The organism is Streptomyces corchorusii, assembly GCF_001514055.1.
Lineage (GTDB): Bacteria > Actinomycetota > Actinomycetes > Streptomycetales > Streptomycetaceae > Streptomyces > Streptomyces olivaceoviridis.
Genome location: NZ_KQ948360.1, coordinates 316,371 through 334,888, shown reverse-complemented (window position 1 = coordinate 334,888; position 18,518 = coordinate 316,371). Strand labels below are relative to the sequence as shown.

General features: G+C 72.8%; 16 protein-coding genes, 1 tRNA gene and 1 pseudogene. 6 read left to right on the top strand and 12 right to left on the bottom strand.

Annotation, left to right across the window (positions count from 1 at the left end):
* The first annotated feature begins 86 nt into the window (after nucleotides 1-86).
* Entirely contained in the window at nucleotides 87-1,247 is a 1,161-nt protein-coding gene (locus AQJ11_RS27025; RefSeq protein ID WP_059264683.1) for a serine hydrolase domain-containing protein, read from the top strand.
* A 34-nt stretch (nucleotides 1,248-1,281) separates the two neighbouring features.
* Here AQJ11_RS27025 and AQJ11_RS27020 read toward each other — a convergent pair whose 3' ends face one another.
* From AQJ11_RS27020 to AQJ11_RS27000, 5 genes are all read right to left on the bottom strand, one after another.
* Nucleotides 1,282-1,557, bottom strand: coding sequence for a DUF1876 domain-containing protein (locus AQJ11_RS27020; protein ID WP_014673231.1), 276 nt, complete (start codon nucleotides 1,555-1,557; stop codon nucleotides 1,282-1,284).
* A 240-nt stretch (nucleotides 1,558-1,797) separates the two neighbouring features.
* Nucleotides 1,798-2,643, bottom strand: coding sequence for an EamA family transporter (locus AQJ11_RS27015; protein WP_014673232.1), 846 nt, complete (start codon nucleotides 2,641-2,643; stop codon nucleotides 1,798-1,800).
* Nucleotides 2,640-3,128 carry a YbaK/EbsC family protein gene (locus tag AQJ11_RS27010; protein ID WP_059264681.1) on the bottom strand — a complete coding sequence of 163 codons (489 nt, stop codon included), beginning with the start codon at nucleotides 3,126-3,128 and terminating at the stop codon, nucleotides 2,640-2,642. The genes AQJ11_RS27015 and AQJ11_RS27010 overlap by 4 nt, the downstream gene beginning before the upstream one ends.
* An 87-nt stretch (nucleotides 3,129-3,215) precedes the next feature.
* Nucleotides 3,216-5,417 carry an MMPL family transporter gene (locus AQJ11_RS27005; protein WP_059264679.1) on the bottom strand — a complete coding sequence of 734 codons (2,202 nt, stop codon included), beginning with the start codon at nucleotides 5,415-5,417 and terminating at the stop codon, nucleotides 3,216-3,218.
* Between the two features lie 104 nt (nucleotides 5,418-5,521).
* Nucleotides 5,522-6,127, bottom strand: a complete 606-nt coding sequence (locus tag AQJ11_RS27000) for a TetR/AcrR family transcriptional regulator (RefSeq protein WP_014673235.1) — start codon at nucleotides 6,125-6,127, stop codon at nucleotides 5,522-5,524.
* 180 nt (nucleotides 6,128-6,307) lie between these two features.
* Between AQJ11_RS27000 and AQJ11_RS26995 the strand changes: the two genes are divergently transcribed.
* Nucleotides 6,308-9,598 carry a S41 family peptidase gene (locus tag AQJ11_RS26995; RefSeq protein WP_059264677.1) on the top strand — a complete coding sequence of 1,097 codons (3,291 nt, stop codon included), beginning with the start codon at nucleotides 6,308-6,310 and terminating at the stop codon, nucleotides 9,596-9,598.
* Nucleotides 9,599-9,674: 76 nt separating this feature from the next.
* On the opposite strand, the gene AQJ11_RS26990 is transcribed toward AQJ11_RS26995, so the two are convergent.
* The 4 genes from AQJ11_RS26990 to AQJ11_RS26975 all read right to left on the bottom strand — a co-directional run bounded on the left by AQJ11_RS26990 (nucleotide 9,675) and on the right by AQJ11_RS26975 (nucleotide 13,352).
* Nucleotides 9,675-9,902: a hypothetical protein gene (locus AQJ11_RS26990; RefSeq protein ID WP_059264675.1), complete on the bottom strand. Its 228-nt coding sequence runs from the start codon at nucleotides 9,900-9,902 to the stop codon at nucleotides 9,675-9,677.
* A gap of 89 nt (nucleotides 9,903-9,991) precedes the next feature.
* Entirely contained in the window at nucleotides 9,992-10,876 is an 885-nt protein-coding gene (locus AQJ11_RS26985) for an SDR family oxidoreductase (RefSeq protein WP_059264673.1), read from the bottom strand.
* Nucleotides 10,873-11,826 carry an alpha/beta fold hydrolase gene (locus AQJ11_RS26980; RefSeq protein ID WP_059264671.1) on the bottom strand — a complete coding sequence of 318 codons (954 nt, stop codon included), beginning with the start codon at nucleotides 11,824-11,826 and terminating at the stop codon, nucleotides 10,873-10,875. The genes AQJ11_RS26985 and AQJ11_RS26980 overlap by 4 nt, the downstream gene beginning before the upstream one ends.
* Nucleotides 11,823-13,352 carry a flavin-containing monooxygenase gene (locus AQJ11_RS26975; protein ID WP_014673240.1) on the bottom strand — a complete coding sequence of 510 codons (1,530 nt, stop codon included), beginning with the start codon at nucleotides 13,350-13,352 and terminating at the stop codon, nucleotides 11,823-11,825. The genes AQJ11_RS26980 and AQJ11_RS26975 overlap by 4 nt, the downstream gene beginning before the upstream one ends.
* Nucleotides 13,353-13,530: 178 nt before the next feature.
* Between AQJ11_RS26975 and AQJ11_RS26970 the strand changes: the two genes are divergently transcribed.
* The 3 genes and pseudogenes from AQJ11_RS26970 (at nucleotide 13,531) to AQJ11_RS51250 (ending at nucleotide 15,432) form a co-directional block, all read left to right on the top strand.
* A complete protein-coding gene (locus AQJ11_RS26970; protein ID WP_059264794.1) occupies nucleotides 13,531-14,148 on the top strand; it encodes a MerR family transcriptional regulator in 618 nt (205 codons plus the stop codon).
* 149 nt (nucleotides 14,149-14,297) lie between these two features.
* Nucleotides 14,298-15,005: pseudogene (locus AQJ11_RS51255) on the top strand (recombinase family protein); the annotation flags it as partial.
* Between the two features lie 82 nt (nucleotides 15,006-15,087).
* The gene (locus AQJ11_RS51250; protein WP_059264666.1) at nucleotides 15,088-15,432 is read left to right on the top strand and encodes a hypothetical protein; all 345 of its coding nucleotides are present in this window, start codon (nucleotides 15,088-15,090) and stop codon (nucleotides 15,430-15,432) included.
* Between the two features lie 60 nt (nucleotides 15,433-15,492).
* Here AQJ11_RS51250 and AQJ11_RS26955 read toward each other — a convergent pair whose 3' ends face one another.
* The gene (locus AQJ11_RS26955) at nucleotides 15,493-16,287 is read right to left on the bottom strand and encodes an exodeoxyribonuclease III (protein ID WP_059264792.1); all 795 of its coding nucleotides are present in this window, start codon (nucleotides 16,285-16,287) and stop codon (nucleotides 15,493-15,495) included.
* Between the two features lie 89 nt (nucleotides 16,288-16,376).
* Between AQJ11_RS26955 and AQJ11_RS26950 the strand changes: the two genes are divergently transcribed.
* Nucleotides 16,377-16,853, top strand: coding sequence for a GNAT family N-acetyltransferase (locus AQJ11_RS26950; RefSeq protein ID WP_086011541.1), 477 nt, complete (start codon nucleotides 16,377-16,379; stop codon nucleotides 16,851-16,853).
* A 118-nt stretch (nucleotides 16,854-16,971) separates the two neighbouring features.
* Here the strand turns inward: AQJ11_RS26950 and AQJ11_RS26945 are convergent.
* Both AQJ11_RS26945 and sepX read right to left on the bottom strand, forming a co-directional pair.
* Nucleotides 16,972-17,045, bottom strand: a tRNA-Ala gene (locus AQJ11_RS26945).
* A gap of 91 nt (nucleotides 17,046-17,136) precedes the next feature.
* Complete coding sequence (sepX, locus tag AQJ11_RS26940; protein ID WP_208616622.1) at nucleotides 17,137-18,381, bottom strand: divisome protein SepX/GlpR; 1,245 nt, start codon at nucleotides 18,379-18,381, stop codon at nucleotides 17,137-17,139.
* Between the last annotated feature and the right edge of the window lie 137 nt (nucleotides 18,382-18,518).

Sequence of the window (18,518 nt, the reverse complement as noted above, 5' to 3'; positions counted from 1 at the left end):
GGCCGATCCCGCCGAGGAATCGCAGGCTCGTACCCCGTGTTGCACCCACTGTCGCAGGGGACTGACGAGCGGAAGGGGCGGCGGGCGTGGACGTGAACGGCACTGTGGCCGAGGGCTTCGAGCCGGTCAGGGAGGCGTTCGCCGCGAACTTCGCGCTGCTCGGCGAGCGCGGAGCGGCCGTCGCCGTCTACCGGGACGGCCACCGGGTGGTGGACCTGTGGGCCGGCACCCGGGACGTGGACGGAACGGCTCCCTGGCAGCCCGGGACCGCGCAGATCGTGCGCTCCGCCACCAAGGGCGTCGCCGCCGCCGCGCTGCTGCTCCTGCACCAGCGCGGCGAACTGGACCTGGACGCCCCGGTCGGCACGTACTGGCCGGAGTACAAGGCGGCCGGCAAGGAGCACACGCGGGTACGGGACCTGCTCGCGCACCGCGCGGGCGTGCCCGTGCTGGACCGCCCGCTGACCCCGGCCGAGGCCGCCGACCCCGCCCTGGGCGCCGCCGCCGTCGCCGCGCAGGCGCCGGTGTGGGAGCCGGGCACGGACCACGGCTACCACGCCCAGACCTTCGGCTGGCTCACCGGCGAACTGCTCCGCCGGGTCACCGGCCGCCCGGCCGGCGAGTGGATCGCGGAGGAGATCGCCCGGCCGGCCGGCGCGGACCTCTGGCTCGGCCTGCCGGAATCGGAGCACGCGCGCGTGGGCCGCGTCGGCCCGGTGGACGCGCCCGAGACCGCGGGCGGTCTGAAGACCCGCCCCAAGCGGGCGGTGGCCGAGGCGTACGCCGACCCGGACTCGCTGACCAGCCGCGCGTTCGCCGCGATCACCCCGCTGCCCGACGAGAACGACCCCGGCTACCGCGCCGCCGTCCTGCCCGCCTCCAACGGCATCGCCACGGCCGACGGACTGGCCCGCTTCTACGCCTCGCTCATCGGCGAGGTCGACGGCGGGACCCGGCTCTTCACCCCGCAGACCATGGAACTGGCCCGCACGGAGCAGTCCGCCGGACCGGACCGGGTCCTGGTGGTGGGCACCCGCTTCGGCCTCGGCCACATGCTGCACGGCGCCGCGTCCCCGCTGCTCAGCCCCGGCTCCTTCGGCCATCCCGGACGCGGCGGCGCGCTCGGTTTCGCCGACCCGGACACCGGCATCGCCTTCGGCTACGTCACCAACGGCTTCCGGCAGAGCGTGACGGCGGACCCGAGGGCGCAGGCACTGGTGCGAGCGGTCCGCACGGCGCTCGCCTAAGCCGTGCGCGCCCTCGGCGCACGCCGGGCGTGTGTCACACGTGGATCGGGTGCGAGGTCCGTCCGGACGCCTGGTCGATCTCCTCGTGGGCCTTGGTCAGCAGTTGCATGGCCAGTTCGTTGAGGGCGCGGGCACCGGCGATCTCCTCGCCGACCCGGGGCTGGTTCGCGTCGACGTTGTGCCGACTGGCACGGCCGTGGGCCCGCACCTCCGAACCGTCGGGCAAGCGCACCAGGGCCGCCGCCCGCGTGTGCTGATCGTCCTCCATGAACTCCATCTCGATGTGCCATCCCACAGCGGTGTGCATCATGACGACCACCTCCGAAAACCGCTGCTTCCAGGGTGCGCCCCGGCACCCCGGCCCGTCATGTCGGCGCCGTACGCCGCGCTAGGGCCTCTCGTTTGGATCATGCCGGGCTCGCGGGCCCTGGCACCGCGCCTCGCCGCGTTGTCGTCGGTTGCCATGGCTCCGCCATGGCGCCCTCCTCCGCCTTGCGATGCACGGCACCAGACCCCGCTCCCTGATCCGGCCTGATCCAAACGAAAGACCCTAACCGGCCCGCAGCATCAGCCCGATGCCCACGACCACCAGGCCCGCCGCCGCGATCCGGGGCGCCCCGAACCGCTCCTTGAAGAACAGCGCGCCGATGGCCGCGCCGACGATGACGGACGACTCGCGCAGGGCGGCGACGGGGGCGAGCGCGGCCCGGGTCTGGGCCCACAGCACCAGGCCGTACGCGGCGACGGACAGGGCGGCGCCGAGGAACCCGAGGGCGGCGTACGGCCGGAGCAGCCGGACCGTGCCGGCACGCGCGCGTGCGTACAGGAACGCGGGCAGCACCGCCCCCTGGACGGCCATGAGCCAGACGACGTAGCCGAGGGAGGTGCCCGAGGCCCGTACGCCCATGCCGTCGATGACGGTGTAGGCGGCGATGGTCAGACCGGTCGCGAGGGCCGCGCCGATCGCCGCCCAGTCGGGCCGCCTCCCGCGCGGCCCCCACAGCCCGACCCCGCCGAGCCCCAGGCAGGACACGGCGATGCCGGCGCCCGCCCAGGCGCCGGGCACCTCGTGCGCGAAGACGGCGGCGAGCACGGTGACCACGAGGGGGGCGCTGCCGCGCGCGATGGGGTACGCCTGCCCGAAGTCGCCCAGCCGGAACGAGGTCATCAGCAGCGCGTAGTAGGCGATGTGCACGGCGGCCGAGGCGAACAGGTACGGCCAGGCGGGCCCCGCCGGGAACGCGGTGAACGGTGTCGCCGCGAGCCCGATGAGCAGCCCGCCGCCGGAGATCAGGGCGAAGCCGACGAGCTTGTCGGTGATGCGGTGCGCGATGGCGTTCCAGCCGGCGTGCGTGACGGCGGCGAGCAGCACGGCCGTCGCGACCAGCGGTGTCACGCGCGCTGCTCGCGCACGTCCACCAGGGTCGCGCCCGCGTGGGCGACGAGTTCCTTCGGCTCGATCGGGAAGACGGTGTACGGCGTGCCGGCCGCCGCCCAGACCACGTCGTGGGCGAGCAGCGAGCGGTCGGCGAGGACACGCGTGCGCGTGCGGTGTCCGAAGGGCGGCACCCCGCCGATGGCGTACCCGGTGGTCTCGCGCACGAGCCCGGCATCGGCCCGGTTGACCTTCCCGGCCCCCAGTTCCTGCCGCACCCGCTCGACGTCCACCCGCGAGGCCCCGTCCATGAGCACCAGCACGGGCACCCCGTCGGCGGCGAAGACCAGCGACTTGCAGATCTGGCTCAGCTCGCACCCGATGGCGGCGGCGGCCTCGGCGGCGGTCCGGGTCGCCTCGGAAAAGCTCCGGACCCGGGGCAGCAACTCCCCGAGTCCCGATTCCTCCACGGCGGCGGCGAAACGAGGATGAGCGGTCGTCGTCATACGCGCACGCTAGCGGGAAAGCCGGTGAGGGTGCAGCCCCGTCCCCACGGGCACCCTCACCGGCGGCTCCGCGTCAGGAGCGGTACGTCAGGCGCGTACCAGCTCCTTCTCCTCCTCGGCGGCGTGGGCGCGCAGGCCCTCGCCCTCCACGTCCACGTTGGGCAGTGCGCGGTCCAGCCACTTCGGCAGCCACCAGGCCCGCTTGCCGAGCAGGGCGAGGACCGCCGGGACGATGGCCATGCGGACGAGGAACGCGTCGAAGAAGACGGCGATGGCGAGGCCGAAGCCGATCATCTTGACCATCGACTCGCTGGAGCCGATGAAGCCGGAGAAGACGGCGATCATGATGACGGCGGCGGCGGTCACCACCCGGGCGCCGTGCTTGAAGCCCGTCACCACCGCCTGGCTGGGCTTCTCGCCGTGGACGTACGCCTCCCGCATGCGGGTCACGAGGAACACCTCGTAGTCCATCGCGAGGCCGAAGACGACGCCCACCATGAAGATCGGCATCATCGACATGACCGGGCCGGTCTCCTCGACGTTCATCAGGCCCGACAGCCAGCCCCACTGGAAGACCGCGACCACGGCGCCGAGGGCCGCCATCACGCTGAGCAGGAAGCCGAGCGCCGCCTTCAGCGGGACCAGGATCGAGCGGAAGACCACGATGAGCAGGAGGAAGGCCAGGCCGACCACCAGGGCCAGGTACGGCAGGAGCGCGTCGTTCAGCTTCTGCGAGACGTCGATGTTCATCGCCGTCGAGCCGGTGACCAGGACCTGGGAGTCGGTCTTCCGGGCGATGTCCGCGCCCTTGTCGCGGATGGCGTGCACCAGGTCCTCGGTGGTGGTCGAGGACGGCTTGGAGTCGGGGACGACCGTGATCGTCGCGGTGTCGCCGGCCTTGTTGGGCGTGGCCGGGGTGACCGTGACGACGTCCTTCAGGCCCTTGATCTCGTCGCCGACCTCGGCGAACGCGGCCTTGGGGTCGGCGCTGCCCTTGGCGTCGACGACGATCATCAGCGGGCCGTTGAAGCCGGGTCCGAAGCCCTCGGAGAGGAGGTCGTAGGCGCGGCGCTGGGTGGTGGAGGTCGGCTGGGAGCCGTCGTCGGGCAGGCCGAGTTCCAGGGAGGCGGCCGGGACCGCCGCCGCGCCGAGGCCGAGCACACCGAGCAGCAGGACGGCGACCGGGCGGCGGACGACGAAGCTCGCCCAGCGGGTGCCCATGTTGGGGCGGCCCGGCTTCCTCGGCGTCCGGCCGCCGCCGAGCAGCCTGCTCTTCTGGCCGGCCGGCTTGATCCTGCGGCCGGCGTAGCCGAGCAGCGCCGGGATCATGGTCAGCGCGATGAGGACGGCGATGGCGACCGTGCCCGCCGCGGCGATGCCCATCTTCGTCAGCATCGGGATGTTGACGACGGACAGGCCGACCAGGGCGATGACGACGGTGAGGCCGGCGAAGACGACCGCCGAGCCCGCCGTGCCGACGGCGCGTCCGGCCGCGTCCTCGCGCTCGCGGCCCTCGGCGAGCTCGGCGCGGTAGCGGGAGACGATGAACAGGGCGTAGTCGATGCCGACGGCGAGGCCGATCATCGAGGCCAGGGTGGAGGTGGTGGTGCCCAGGTCCAGGGCGCTGGCGAGCGCGGTGATGGCACTGACGCCGATACCGACCCCGATGATGGCGGTGAGCAGCGGGAAGCCGGCCGCGAGCAGCGAGCCGAAGGTGATGACAAGGACGACCGCGGCGACCGCGATGCCGATGATCTCGCTGGAGCCGGTCTCGGGGGTCGCGCTCAGCGCGTCACCGCCGATCTCGACGGTGAGGCCCGCGTCCCGCGCGTCCTGGGCCGCGTCCGTCAGGGCGTCCTTGGAGGAGTCCGCCAGCTCCATGCCGGAGACCTCGTACTTCACCGAGGCGTAGGCGATGGTGCCGTTCTTGCTGACGGCGTGCCCGGTGTAGGGGTCGGCGACGGAGGCGACCTCGGAGCCGCTCCGCAGTTGTGTGACGGTCTTCTCGACGGTCGCCTTGTTGACGGCGTCCGTCATCTTCTCGCCCTTCGGGGCCTTGAAGACGACCCGGGCGGTGGCGCCGTCGGCGCTCATCCCGGGGAAGCGCTGTTCCAGCAGGTCGAAGGCCTTCTGGGCCTCGGTGCCGGGGATGGAGAAGGACGTGTTGCCGGCGGCCGGCGCGGAGGCGGCGCCCACCCCGGCGAGGGTGAGCAGCGCGACCCATATGAGGGCGACGAAGTGCCGTCGCCGGAAGGCGAGGCGGCCGAGTTTGTAGAGGAACGTGGCCACGGAGGCGTACTCCCGGTCAGGTCGTTGGGTTCAGCTGGGCAGGGGTGATCAGCCCGACGACGTGAGCGGTGACGTCAGGTGGTGGGCTTGCTCGGGAAGAGCGTTCAGCTCGCGGGTACGCCGAAGGCGGGGAGAACCACGGCGTCGATGTACGAAAGGAGGAAGTCCTGCGTCGGCGGCTGTTCGTCGATCATGGTGCGGGCGGCGAACGCGCCGATCATCATGTGCATCACGAACCTGATCGCGGGGTTGTCCGCACGGACCTCGCCCCGGTCGACCGCCCGTTGCAGCACGCGGCGGAACTCCGCCATCTCCGGCTCGATGAGGTGCTCCCGGAACGCCTTGAGCAGATCCGGGTTGCCGTGCACCGCCATGGCCAGGCCCCGCATCAGCGCGGAGCTCTGTTCCATCTCGCAGTCGTCCGCACGCAGGGTGAGCGCGTGCAGATCGCCCCTGAGGGAGCCGGTGTCGACGTCGCCGGCCCGGCCCGGCTGCTTGTTGTGCCGCACGGCCTTGGCCACCAGTTCGGCCTTGCCGCCCCACTGGCGGTAGAGCGTGGCCTTGCTGGACCGGGTGCGGGCGGCCACGGCGTCCATGGTGAGGGCGTCGTAGCCGACCTCGCGGAGCAGGTCGAGCACGGCCTCGTACAGCTCGGCCTCGCGCTCGGGGGTGATACGGCTGCGACGTGTCGCCGCGACGGCTTCGGTCATGCCCGTCACCTTCCCGCTCCGGAGCTTCTTCCTCGTACATCCACGAAGATACCCCGTGCACCAGCGAAACGAAACCGTTTCGTACGTGCGGTGGGTCACGAAGGTGAAGGGCGTGTAAGGAAGGGGGCGGCGCGGACCCCATAAGTTGCCCGCGCGGTGTGACCGGAAAAGCATGGGGACGTGAGCTATCTGCGCCTTCCCCACCTCAGCGGCGACCTGCTGTGCTTCGTCGCGGAGGACGACCTCTGGCTGGCCCCCCTCGACGCCCCGGGCCGCGCCTGGCGGCTCACCGCGGACCGCACCAAGACCGGCCACCCGCGCTTCTCGCCCGACGGCCGCCGGATCGCCTACACGACCTGGCGCAGCCTCGTCCCCGAGATCCACCTCGTCGACGTCGACGGCGGCCCCGGCCGCCAGCTGACGTACTGGGGCAGCGCCGACACCCAGGTGTGCGGCTGGACCCCGGACGGCGACATCCTGGCCGTGGCCTCCCACGGCCAGCCCTTCTCCCACTTCACCTGGGCCTACAAGGTCCCCGCCGACGGCGATCCGGGCGGGCGGCTGCCCTGGGGCCCGGTCGCCGACATCCAGTGCGCCGACATCGCCGGCGAGCACAGGACCCTGCTGCTCACCGGCACCCCGCCGCACGAACCGGCCTCCTGGAAGCGGTACCGCGGCGGCGCGACGGGCCGGCTGTGGCTGCACGGGCGACGCCTGCTGCCGGACCTCGACGGCCATCTGGCCTGCCCCATGTTCGTCGCCGGCCGGATCGCCTTCCTCTCCGACCACGAGGGCGTCGGCAACCTCTACTCCTGCGCCCACGACGGCACCGACCTGCGCCGGCACACCGACCACGACGCCTTCTACGCCCGGCACGCCGCCGGCGACGGCGAGCGGGTGGTCTACCAGTGCGCGGGCGACCTGTGGCTGGTGGACGACTTCTCGCCGGGCGGCACGCCGCGCAAGCTCGACGTCCGGCTCGCCGGGCCGCGCACCGGCCGCCGCCGCTACCAGGTGCCGGCCGCGCAGAACATCGACGGCATCTCCGTGGACGACACCGGCCGGGCCAGCGCGGTCGTCGTCCGCGGCAGCCTGTACTGGCTCACCCACCGCGACGGCCCCGCCCGTACGATCACCGACACGCCCGGCGTCCGGGTACGGCTGCCGGAGATGCTGGGCTCCACCGGGCAGATCGCCTACGTCACCGACGCCGAGGGCGAGGACGCCGTCGAGATCGTCCACCTGCCCCGCGCCACCGGTGACCGCGCGCCCCGGCGGCTGGCGTCCGGCGCGCTCGGCCGGGTCCTGGAGATGGCCTGCGACCCCCAGGGCGAACGCCTGGCGGTGGCCTCGCACGACGGGCGGCTGCTGCTGATCGACGTGCCGGAGGACGGGGCGGCGGAACCGGAGGACGGGGCGCCGGAGCCGGAGGAGGGGGAGGCCGGGGCGGAGTCCACGATCACCGAGCTGATCCGGTCCCTCAACGGCCCGGTCCGCGACCTCGCCTTCTCCCCCGACGGCTCCTGGCTCACCTGGTCGCACCCCGGCATCGGCCGCTCCCTGCGCAAGATCAAGCTGGCCCGCATCAAGGACCGGCTGATCGTCGACGTCACGGACGGCCGCTTCGAGGACGAGAACCCGGTCTTCACCCGCGACGGCCGCTACCTCGCCTTCCTCTCCTGGCGCGGCTTCGACCCGGTCTACGACGTGCACACCGGCGACCTGTCCTTCCCGCTCGGCTGCCGCCCGTACCTGGTCCCGCTCTCCTCGGCGACCCCCTCCCCGTTCGCCCTGAACCCCGAGGGCCGCCCGGCCGCCGGCGGGCTCGATCCGCTGGAGGACGAGGAGACCGGCGAGGCCGGCACGGTGACGGTCGAGGCCGAGGGGCTGGCGAACCGGGTCACCCCGTTCCCGGTCATCGCCTCCAAGTACTCCGGGCTGCACCCGGTCGCGGGCGGCGGTCTGGTCTGGCTGCGCTGGCCGATCTCCGGCGCGCTCGGCGAGACCTTCGTCAATCCGGCCGACGTCAGCGGACGTCCGACCCTGGAGTTCTTCAACATCACCAAGGCGAAGAAGTCCGAACTGGTCGATCACCTGGACTGGTTCACCGTCAGCGGCGACGGCACCCGGCTGGTCGTCGTGGACGAGGGCGACCTGAGGGCGGTGCCGTCGACCGAGGTCGGCGACGCGGACTCGACCGTCTGGATCGACGTGCGCCGCATCCTGCACCAGGCCGACCCGCCCGCCGAGTGGCGCCAGGCCTACGACGAGGCGGGCCGGCTGATCCGCGCCTACTTCTGGGAGCCGGGCATGTGCGGCATCGACTGGGCCGCGGTGCTCGACCAGTACCGTCCGCTGGTCGAACGGGTCGCGTCCCCCGACGAGTTCGCCGACCTGCTCCGCGAGGTCCTCGGCGAGCTGGGCACCTCGCACGCCTACGTCACCGCCGCCCGCCGCAACGAGGGCCCGCCGCACTACCAGCGCTGGCAGGGCCTCCTCGGCGCCAACTTCGTCCGCCGGGACGGCCGCTGGGTGGTCCGGCGCATCCTCGCCGGCGACTCCTCCGACTCCAAGGCCCGCTCGCCGCTGGCCGGCACGGGCATCCGCGAGGGCGCCGTCCTCACCCACGTCGAGGGCCGCCCGGTCGACCCGGTGACGGGCCCGTACCCGCTGCTGGCCGGCGCGGGCGGTACGACGGTGGAGCTGACGTTCACCCCGTCCGAGGACGAGACCGGACACGCCCGCCGGGTCGCGGTCGTCCCGCTCGTCGACGAACGGCCGCTGCGCTACCAGGACTGGGTGGCCAAACGCCGCGAGGTCGTCCGCGAGTTGAGCGGCGGCAAGTGCGGCTACCTGCACATCCCCGACATGGGCGGCTCCGGCTGGGCCCAGTTCAACCGCGACCTGCGCATGGAGGTCTCCCGGCCCGCGCTGATCGTGGACGTGCGCGGCAACGCGGGCGGGCACATCAGCGAACTCGTCATCGAGAAGCTGACCCGCACGATCCTGGGCTGGGACCTGACCCGGAACGCGCAACCGGTGTCGTACACCTCGAACGCCCCGCGCGGACCCGTGGTCGCCCTGGCCGACGAGGCGACGTCCTCCGACGGCGACATGATCACCGCCGCCTTCAAGCTGCTGAAGCTCGGCCCGGTCGTCGGCCAGCGCACCTGGGGCGGAGTGGTCGGCATGACCGGCCGGCACCGCCTCGGCGACGGCACGGTCATCACGGTGCCCATGAACGCGGCCTGGTTCGACGCCTACGGCTGGTCCGTGGAGAACCACGGCGTCGCTCCCGACCTGGAGATCCTGCGCACCCCGCTGGACTGGGCGGAGGGCCGCCACGCCCAGCTCGCCGACGCGGTCGAACTCGCCCTGGAGCTCCTGGAGTCCAACCCGGCGGCGGTCCCCCCGACCTACAGCGACGTCCCCAACAGATCCCGCCCGAAACTGCCCCCGAGGGCGACTTGAGCCCCCGGAACCGACACAGGGTGCCCTCCTGGAAGAAGGGCACCCCACGTCAACCGGCCAAGGCCGAGCGCAGCAGTCAGGCGTCGTAGTCCCGGTCGAACCGGTCCTTCATCTGCTGCTCCGTGTCCTCGATGTCACGGTGGTTCTGGTGGCCGCCCCGCTCCGGCGGCTGCTGGCCCTGACGGCCCTGCGGCTGGCCCTGGCGGCCCTGCTGCGGGCCGCGCTGGCCGGCCTTCTCGCGGCCCTGGTCCATCTTGTCCTTGGCCTGGCGCGACTTCTCCTGGAACTGGTCCTTCATACCCATGTGGGTTCACTCCCGTGATGAGTGGGGGTCCGGCCCCGTCGGTGGGGCCTCGACCAGATTCACACGGGCGAACACGCCCTGCATGTCGATCAGTTACGGTGCGTAGCGCGGGCCGCCTCGTCAGCCGCCCCACCTGCGCCGACGAGCCCGGAACGCATGCCCTTCAGCCGGGGCGCGAACCGCCTCATCTCGCGCTGCCCGACCGTCCCGATGAGCGCGGGCAGATATCCGCGCACGCCCTGCATGCCCCGCAGCCACCACTGCCCGTACACATGCGCCGAGCGCCGCTCGATCCCCTCCACCAGCCGGTCCACGGCGGGTCCCAGCGGGTAGGTCTTGTTGGACGGCCACGGCAGCCGCTGCCGCAGCTCCCGCATGACCTCGTCCTGGTCGGCGCCGCGCACCATGTCGGTGTCGGTCCAGGACAGGTACCCGACGCCGACGCGGACGCCCTGGTAGCCGACCTCGGCGCGCAGACTGTGCGCGTACGCCTCCACGCCCGACTTGGACGCGCAGTACGCCGTCATCATCGGCGCGGGTGTGATCGCGGCGAGCGAGGCGATCTGGAGCAGGTAGCCGCGGCTCTCCACGAGCACCGGGAGGAACGCCCGCGCGGTCACCGCCGAACCGATGAGGTTCACCTCGATCACCCGCCGCCACGCCTGCGGATCGGAGTCGGCGAACGGACCGCCCGTCGCCACACCGGCGTTGGCGACCACGATGTCGACCTTCCCGAACCGCGCCTTCACCTCCTCGGCGACCCGGCTCATCGCCTCGTGGTCGGTGACGTCGGCGTGCCAGTGGGCGCTGTCGCTGTGCAGCCGCCCGGAGACCTCCTTCAGCGCCTCCTCCTCCAGCCCGACCAGCGCCACCTTCGCGCCGCGCGCGGACAGTTTGCGCGCCAGCAGCTCACCGACGCCGCGCGCCGCTCCCGTGACGACCGCGACCTGTCCTTCGAGGCTGACCCTGCTCATGCGCCCTCCTTGATCCGCGCGGGGGTGGAACCGTGCTCGGGGGCAGCCCCCGTGACATACGTGCCGACGAGTTCCCGGATGCGGGCCGTCACCGGCTCCGGGGCCTCGATCGGGGTCATGTGGCCGACGCCGGGCAGCTCGGTGAGGCCGACGCAGTGGGGCAGCGCGGCGACCAGCGCCCGGGCGTGCGCCAAAGGCGTGAGCCGGTCCGACGCGCCGTGCAGCACGGCGGTGGGCGCGCTCAACCGCCGTACGCCGTGGTCGAGATCGAGCGCGGCGAGGACGGCCGACCACGCGTGGCGCGCGGTGCGCGGGCAGGCGTGCACGATCCGCGCGCACGCCTCCACCATGTGCGGGGCGGAACCGGCGCCCATCGTGGCGTACTTGAGGATGCTCCGCGCGACCGGCGCGACCGGCCCGAGGGGCGCGCGGGAACCGAGGACGCGCCCGGTGATCCAGGTGCGCACGCGCCCGGCGCGCAACGGCACCACCCGCGACTGGGCGACCAGCCGCGAACTCCCCGTGCTGCACAGCAGGACGGCGGCTGCGTGTTCCCGGAAGCGGGGGCGCTCGGCCGCGGCCATGACCGTCATGCCGCCCATGGAGTGACCGACGACGAGCGCCTGCTCCCCGCGCGCCAGCGTCTGCGCGAGCACCGCTTCGAGATCGTCCGCCAGCGCCTCGGCGGTGCAGGCGGGGCTCGCGGGACTGCGCCCGTGCCCCCTCTGGTCGTAGGCGATCACCCGGTGGTCGGCGGCCAAGTCCCGTATCTGGGCCGCCCAGAACGCCGTCGAGCAGGTCCAGCCGTGGGCGAGGACGACCGGTGGCGCGTCCTTCGGGCCGTGCACCTCGACGTGCAGCCGCGCGCCGTCGGCGGAGACGGCGGTGAGGGTGCGGGCCGGGGCGGGCGGCGCGCAGGGGCCGGAGGTGACGTGGACGCTCCGGCTCATGCGGCGGCCCCGCTCTTCCGGCCGGCCGGCCCGGCACCGGGTCCGGCCGCCGGCGCGGGCTTGCGCAGGACCTCGTACTCCGCGAGGTCCACCCGCCGGGTGGCACGCCGGAACTCGGTCGTCGTACCGGGCCAGATGGTGGTGTTGCGGCCGCTCGCGTCCAGGTACCAGCTGGTGCAGCCGCCGGTGTTCCACACGGTCCGCTTCATGCGCTCCTGCACCCGGTCGGTCCAGGCGTCGACGGCGGCGGGCCGGGCGTCGAGGGCGGTACGGCCGCCCAGGACGTCGAGCTGGCGCAGATAGTCGGCCATGTAGTTGAGCTGGGACTCGATCACGAGGATCATCGAGGAGTTCCCGAGGCCGGTGTTGGGCCCGATGATCGTCATCCAGTTCGGGAATCCGGCCGCCGAGGCGCCGCGCAGCGCCCGCATGCCGTTCTTCCAGGACTCCGCGAGCGTGATGCCCTCCGCGCCGACCACGCGCTCGGCGATGGGCATGTCCGTGACGTGGAAGCCGGTACTGAAGATGATCGCGTCGACCTCGGCCTCGGTGCCGTCGGCCGCCACCGCCGTGGACCCGCGGATCTCGCTCAGCCCGCTGGCGACGACGTCCACGTTCGGCCTGGCCAGCGCCGGGTAGTACGCGCTGGACAGCAGGATCCGCTTGCAGCCGATGCGGTAGTCCGGGGTGAGCTTGGCGCGCAGGGCCGGGTCCTTGATCGCGCGGGCCATGTTCCGCTTGGCGAACTGTTCGACCAGGCCGAGTTCGTCCGGGCGCTTGGTGAACGCCTGGACCTGGAGCTCCCGGATGCCCCACAGCAGTCCGCGCCGGACCTGGGCGGTGACGGGCAGCCGGCGGTGCAGCCAGCGCTCGGCGCCGCTGATGGCGCGGTCGACGCGGGGCAGCACCCAGGGCGGGGTGCGCTGGAAGAGGGTGAGCCGGCCGACCTGCGGCTGGATGGCGGGGACGATCTGTATGGCGGAGGCACCGGTGCCGACCACGGCGACCCGCTTGCCGCGCAGGTCGTAGTCGTGGTCCCAGCGGGCGGAGTGGAACACCTTGCCGGGGAAGGATTCCAGGCCGGGGACCTCGGGGATCTTCGGGTCGGACAGCGGCCCGGTGGCGGAGACGACGACGTCGGCGGTCAGCGCGCCGCGCGTGGTCTCGATGGTCCACCGAAGGTTCTCGTTGTCCCAGGTCATCAGCTTGACCTCGGAGTCGAGACGGAGGTGCGGGCGCAGTCCGAAGAGGTCGGTGACGTGCTCCAGATAGGCGCGGATGTGCCGCTGCCCGGAGAAGGTGCGCGGCCAGTCCGGGTGGGGCGCGAAGGAGAAGGAGTACAGGTGCGAGGGCACGTCGCAGGCGCACCCGGGGTAGCTGTTGTCGCGCCAGGCGCCGCCGACGCTGTCGGCCCGCTCCAGTACGACGAAGTCGGTGATCCCCTCGCGGCGCAGCCGCACGGCGGCCCCCAGCCCGCCGAACCCGGACCCGATCACCGCCACCCGTACATGCTCGTGCTCGGCCATCCCGAAGCCTCCACGCATCGCCTAGGAACTCTGCCAGTGAACACTGGCGCAATGGGACTGTAGAACAGCCGCCTACTGAGCGGTAGGGGGCGGCGGAAGGAAAGTTACCGTCGGTACGCCATAGGCTGCGGTCGTGGCAGAGGACGCGGAACACCCCACGGTCAGGCGCGAGTACCGCATGGAGGAGCTGGCCCGGCACGCGGGCATCACCGTGCGCACCCTGCGCTTCTACCGCGAACGCAAGCTGATAGGACCGCCCCGCCGCGAGGGCCGCATCGCCTGGTACGACGACCACCACCTGGCCCGGCTGCGCACCATCGCGGCACTCCTGGAGCGCGGCCACACCCTGAACGGCATAGCGGAACTCGCGGACGCCCTCGACCAGGGCCGCGATGTCGCCGACCTGCTGGGCGTCGGCACCCCCACCGAGGAGGAGCCCGTCCGCCTCACCCCCGAGGAACTCGCCGCCCGCTTCGAGGGCGAGGTCACCCCCGAGAACCTGGCCGCCGCCCTGGAACTGGGCTATCTCGGCACCGACGGCGACGAGATCGTCCACATCAGCCGGCGCCTGCTGGACGTCTCCTCCGCACTGGTCCGCGAGGGCATCCCGCTCGCCGAGGTACTGGCGGCCGGCGCGCGCGTCCGCGAACACGCCGACGCCCTGGCCGAGCTCTTCGCCGACCTGATCCTGCGCCACGGCCCCGAGGAGGACCTGCGCCGACTGCGCCCCCTGGCCCGCAGCGTCGTGGAGGCGGAACTCTCGCTGGCACTGGACCGCCGGCTGAACAAAGGCTGAGGCTTGATCATTCACTCCATCGGAGTAGCTTTCCGGCAAGCCCGTACGCGCGTCCATAGCCAGCCCTCGGCCCCGCCCACCGGCGCCGAGCCACTCCTCACCTCCTCACCGGACGTCCCCGGGCGCTGGCCGCCCTGCGCCTGAGTTGCGTGACCAGCGTGACGACGTCGCCGGGCCGCCAGCGTTCCGCCGTCCAGCGCTGCGCGGACCACCTCGGCTTCCACCTGGTCGCCGAAGCCTCGGACCTCGGCGTCTCGGCGCGTACGACCTCTCCGTTCGAGAGGCCGGCACTCTCCCCCTGGCTGCGGCGGCCCCATGCATACGAGGCCGTCGTCTGGTCGCACGTGGACCGTGCCGTGCGCTCCGTCGAGCACATGACCGAGTTGATCGCCTGGGCTCGGCGGCACGGCCGGACCCTCGCCTTCGGAATGCCCGAGGACGGCGTCCCTCTCGTGGTGACACCCCTGGCAGGCGGCTCCGTCATCCGGCGCTGCATGGAGTTGGCCCGGGATGCCCAGCGGGAGGCCGAGACCATTTCCGCGCGCCTCACCAGTGCCCACGCCACCCTGCGTGAGGCGGGCCGCTACGGCGGCGGGCTGGTGCCGTACGGCTACCGGGAGGCACCTCACCCCTCGGGCAGCGGGTGGTGCCTGGCCCCCGATCCCGAGACCGCCTCCCTCGTACGGTCGCTGGTGAGCGAGGTGCGATCCGGGCGCTCGCTGATCGCCCTCGCACGCGAACTCAACGACCGGGGCGTGCCGGTGCCACGGGACCGCCAGGCGCAACTTCAGGGTCGCCGAACGGGCGGCCGCCGCCACGGACGTGACTTCGACCACTTCCGATGGACGTCGGGCACCCTGTCCAAGGTGCTGCGCAGCCCGTCCCTCAAAGGCCACCGCACCCACCGGCCAAACGGTCCGCGACGGAGCGGGTACCCCCGTGCTCATCGGGCAGCCCCTGCTGTCCGATGGCGAGTTCGACGCCCTGCAAGCGGTCCTCCAGACCCGGTCGAACGGCACCCGCCGCCCCAGGCGCCCGACGTCTGGCGAGGTGTGCCCGGCGCCGACCGGTGTGCGCTCCGACTGGCTGGAGCAGTACACGCTGGACTGCTACCGGCGAGCGACAGGAAAGGGGGCTCCTGCGACCCGTGAGGACCTCCTCCGCGACAGAGTCCGCGTCACCGTCGCCAAGGGCCGCCGGGGCGGCGGACCCGAACGCAGCAGGGGGCCGGAGGCGTCACGGCTGACCTTCACGATCGAGGGGCGGGCCCCGCAGAGCGGCTGAGTCGACCACCGTGGACAGCACGGGCGCCCCGCCGGCCGACGGGGCCTCGTGCGGTCCACCTCACATATCGAAGACCACCGTCACCGGCGCGTGGTCCGACCAGCGCTCCTCGTGGCTGGCCGCTCGCTCCACCACCGCCTTGACCGCGCGCCGGGCCAGCCCAGGCGTCGCCACGGCGAGGTCGATGCGCCAGCCCGAGTCGTTGTCGAAGGCCCGCCCCCGGTACGACCACCAGGTGTACGGGCCCTCCGTGTCCGGGTGCAGGGCGCGGACGACGTCGACGTAGCCGCCCTCCTCGGCCGCGAACACCCGGCTGAGCCAGTCCCGCTCCTCGGGCAGGAAGCCGGAGTTCTTGGTGTTGCCGCGCCAGTTCCTGAGGTCGGCCTGCCGGTGCGCGATGTTCCAGTCGCCGCAGACCAGGACCTCGCGCCCGTCGGCGGCGGCCCGTTCACGCAGCTCCTTCAGATGGGCCAGGAACTCGCCCATGAAGCGGACCTTCTCGTCCTGCCGCTCGGTGCCGACCTCGCCGGAGGGCAGGTAGAGGGAGGCGACGGTGACACCGGGCAGCTCGGCCTCGACGTACCGTCCGCTGCCGTCGAACTCGGCGGAGCCGAAGCCGACCCGGACCCGGTCGGGCTCGCGCCGGGTGTAGAGGGAGACGCCCGCGCGGCCTTTGGCGGCGGCCGGGGCGTGCACGACGTGCCAGCCGTCGGGCCGGCCGGCCTCGTCGGGCAACTGGTGCGGCTCGGCGCGCACCTCCTGAAGGCAGACGACGTCCGCGTCCGTCCCGGCGAGCCACTCCACGAAGCCCTTCTTCGCGGCGGCCCGCAGCCCGTTCACGTTCACCGAGGTCACAGTCAGCACCCGGGCACGATACCGGCACACTGGTCCGGGTCCACAAAATCCGGGATCCCCGCCGACTGCATAGAAGTACGATGCCCAGCATGATTATCCGCCGCGTTCGTTTCGATCACCCCGACGCCGTGAAGCTCAACGACGAGGTCCAGGCCGAGTACCACCAGCGCTACGGCGACGGGGGCGACGCCACGGCCCTGGACGCCGCCGACTTCGACCCGCCCCAGGGCGTGTATCTGATCGCCTACGACGAGCGCGACCGCCCCGTGGCCACCGGCGGCTGGCGCAGCCAGGACCGCAACGAGGAGGGCAACGAGGACGGCGACGCGGAACTGAAGCGCATGTACGTCGTCGCGGAGATGCGCGGCCGGGGCCTGGCCCGCCGCATGCTCGCGGCCCTGGAGGAGGACGCCCGCATGGCCGGCCGGGTCCGCATGGTCCTGGAGACGGGCACCAAGCAGCCGGAGGCCATCGCCCTGTACACCTCCAGCGGCTATGAGCCGTGCGCGAAGTTCGGCTACTACCGGCACCACGAGGAAAGCCTCTGCTACGCCAAGCGGCTCTGACCCGGGGGCGGTGAAGCCGCCGCCCAGGCGGCGGCGCCTCCGCCGCTGCCGCTGTCGCCGCCGGAAACGAAGAAGATCCCGACCGGTCATGATGACCGACGGGATCTTCGTCGTGCAGTGGACCTGAGGGGATTTGAACCCCTGGCCCCCTCGATGCGAACGAGGTGCGCTACCGGACTGCGCCACAGGCCCTTGCAACGAGTGAAACTCTAGCATCCCGATCGGGGTGCTTGGAAATCCGCTCCCTGACTGGTCAGGGCGGGTGTTTCCGGGGTGACCCGGGTCACTCGTTGGCCGCGCGCGGGCGGTCGCCGTCCTCGTACTGGTCGAAGAGCGGCGTGCGTCCGCGTTCCCGCACCCGGCGTGCGGCGGCCACGGCGGAGGCCGCGCCGCGCGAGCGGGTGCGGGCGTGGGGGCGGCCGTCCGCGGCCTTGTCCCCCTTCTTCTCCCCGGGCACCGCCTCCGGGTCGCGCGCCTCGCTCTTGGGCGCGGAGCCCGCCTCCTGCTCCGGCACGACCGCGCTGGACCGCGCCGAGCTCCAGGTGTCGGGTGCGCCGAGATCCACGTCGGAGGTGGCGCGCGGGGCGACGGGCGCGGTCACGTACGTCGGCAGCGGCACCGGCACCGGGTCCCAGCTGTCCCCGTGACCGGGCCGCCGCTGCCGCTCGCGCTGCTGGTCGACCCACTCGGCGTGGTCGGTCTGCTCGACGAGGGCGCGCCGGTCGGCGGCGAGCGCGGACAGGCCGGTGTCGGTCTCGGCGGCCTGGCCCTCCTCCGGTTCCTCGGCGTCCGGTCCCGTGTCGGGGGACACGCGCCGGCGCGGCTGGCGCTCGCGCAGGCGCTGGGCGGCGGCCTCGGCACGGCGCCGGTCCATCTGGTAGGCGAACCGGCGGCGCTCCTGCACCCGCAGATAGGCGATGTACGCGCTGAGCAGCACGGCGGGCGCGCCGGGCACCCAGAGGAAGGCGAGGCCGCCGACGGCGGCGACGATCGCGCCGAGTGTGAAGGCGAGGAAGAGCATCACGGTGGTGCGCCGACGGCGCGCGAGCACCTTGGTGCGCCGGGCGCGTGCCGCGGCCGACTGCGCCGAGGGCACGCTCCGTGCTGCCGGTTCACGCTGCGGGGCCGGTGGGGTCCCGGACGCGGGCGCGGGCGCGGGGGCGGGCCGGGACGCCGGAACGGAGGCGTGGTCGCTCGCCGCCTCGGTGCCGCCGGGCGCCTCGGGCTCGGCCTCCTCGGCCACCTGACGGCGGGTCGGAGGCACGGCGAAGGCCCGGACGTCCACCGAGTCGGTGACGGCGTCCGGATCGACGGCGCCCTGCTCCCCCTCCTGGGCGGAGCGCGCCCGCAGGTCCCTGGCGTACCGACGCTCCATACCCGCCCGTCCGGACAGCAGCCGGATGGCGGTGCTGAAGCGTTCCGTCGGACGGGCCTCGTTCAGCTCGTCCTGCCTACGGAGCCACATCGGCACCAAGTAGGCGGCCCAGGCCCCGACAATGACTGCGTAGATGAGGCCGCTGCTGCTCACGCTCACACCGTAGAGGGGTTTGCGTGAGGCCATCCGCCAATTGGGCCGGTGTGTCGCACGATCTGGCTCATATTTCCAGCATTTTTTGCGACCCTTGCGATCAGAGGACCGCCGCAGCCGGGAAATTCAGCGTCCCG